1 protein-coding gene and 1 pseudogene are annotated in these 1,768 nt (G+C 50.6%); one reads left to right on the forward strand and one right to left on the reverse strand.

The annotated features are described in order from the left end of the window. Positions 1–382 (forward strand): annotated as a pseudogene (locus tag METMK1DRAFT_RS04560) (IS256 family transposase); the annotation flags it as partial. A 93-nt stretch (positions 383–475) separates the two neighbouring features. Here the strand turns inward: METMK1DRAFT_RS04560 and METMK1DRAFT_RS04565 are convergent. Beyond that, positions 476–1,534: an ISH3 family transposase gene (locus METMK1DRAFT_RS04565; RefSeq protein WP_009071310.1), complete on the reverse strand. Its 1,059-nt coding sequence runs from the start codon at positions 1,532–1,534 to the stop codon at positions 476–478. Positions 1,535–1,768: the final 234 nt, after the last annotated feature.

The following is a 1,768-nucleotide window of genomic DNA, read 5'->3' on the forward strand; positions in this document are numbered from 1 at the left end:
GGCAATCTCCCGCTCCGGGATCAAGGTCGCGAGGCAGACCTGCCTGGTCCACCTCAAACGGAGGGTGGACAGGAGGGTGAGGGTCTTGCTGGACCTCCTCCTCTCCCTCGCCGAGTCCGTCCCCACCCGTGGCTCCCCCCTCCTCTCCTACCTCCTCGCCCCCAGGGAGCTCTGGCCCCTCCTCAGGTCGAACAACCTGGCCGAGTCCTTCAACTCCCTCCTGGAGAGGAGGAGGTTCGGGAAGTGCCACTCCCCCTGGAGGATACTCCAGATCGCCCGGGCCATAGCCCTCAACTACAACCTCTCCACCTGTTATCTCATCCTTGTAATAATATTACAAGGACTCTTATTTCTTCGTGAAATGGTCAAATATATTCAATAATTCCTCCATTGAATAAGTCCAAATCAACAGAGATATTACAATTTGCAAAGGAGCCCTGAATCGCCCACCTTACCCTGAACGGTAGACCCAAAATCACCTCCTTGAAAATAAATCTATATTATTAATAAGCGGTTCTATTGATTTAAGTAGAAAATCTTTTAGATTGAATAAATCATCAGAAAACAAGAGTATTAGGAGTACCCTGAACTGCTCCCTCCTCACCTCCCCCTTGAACACGGTGTACAGGGAGTAGAGTACGATTGCCAGCACGAAGATCAACGTGCGGAAGACGAACTTGGTGGAACTGGTGAAGGGGAGAAAAGCCTTGATGTTCCGGTAAGAGGTCTCTATGGGACCCCTCACCTTGTCGTACAAGTCCAACACCTCCCCCTTCGGTAGGTTTAGATTAGTCGCCCTGGCGAAGTAAACTAGAGTCCTCTTCTTTCTCCTGACCTTCTCCTTGCTGTACACGAGGAGCCTGAACTCGACCTGCTCGTCCCTCCTGTGCCTCTTACTGTTAGTCTCGTACTCGCCGTCGAACTCCTGGTAGACCTTAACATCACCAACAGGGACGGCAATTACGTACTTGAACTGCGAAACGAAGTTGAGCACGTCTACAGTGTAGAAACCAGCGTCGAGAGTCATCAACCTTACCTTGAACCCCATGGCGACGACTTGCTCCACGAGGGCCTTCACGACCTCATCCTTGGTCATCCCGTTCACTTGAGTGACGAAGGCCAGTAGGAGCACTTTCCCGTCAAACTTAGTCGTCGCAGTTGCGTAGTTCCAAGAGCTCCCCTCCTCCGAACTCCCGAGCCCTCCCACCGTTTTCCCGTACCAGGTCTTGGTCGTCCAGTCTATTGAGAGGTCTATCTCCCTTACTCCCTTCAGCGTCTCCAAGGATATCTTCCTGGCGCTTTCCAAGAGTTTCTCAATAACTTCCACCCCTTGCTCCTCCACGTAATTCCTCACGGTCTGTGGGGACACGTCATACGCCCTCGACTTACTTTCCACCGAATCGTTCCACAGACAGGCCGAGATGAGGGTTCTCGCCACCTCTTCCCCTCTCTTTCCCTTGAAGTTCAGCATGGAAAGTAATTTATATCCTATTTGTTGAACGTTGTTTTGGTGAGGGAGATGGTGTGTTATCATCTCACTATCACACGTGGTAATACCACATCTCCCTCACCTTAAACCTTTCTTCAACTGAATTCTTAATACTCTTATAAATCCTGTTATCTGCCATGAATCGATATTATTCTGTCAGAATTATTTTTCATAATATGATTTTGGGTCTACCGTGAAAGGGCGAAGCTTCCTGCCTCATTGCCCCGTCGTGCCAAAGAGTAGAGGGCGGAGCTCCACAGGCACTACGTGCCTTCCCGG

The sequence above is a fragment of the Metallosphaera yellowstonensis MK1 genome (assembly GCF_000243315.1).
In the GTDB taxonomy this organism is placed as follows: Archaea; Thermoproteota; Thermoprotei_A; order Sulfolobales; family Sulfolobaceae; genus Metallosphaera; species Metallosphaera yellowstonensis.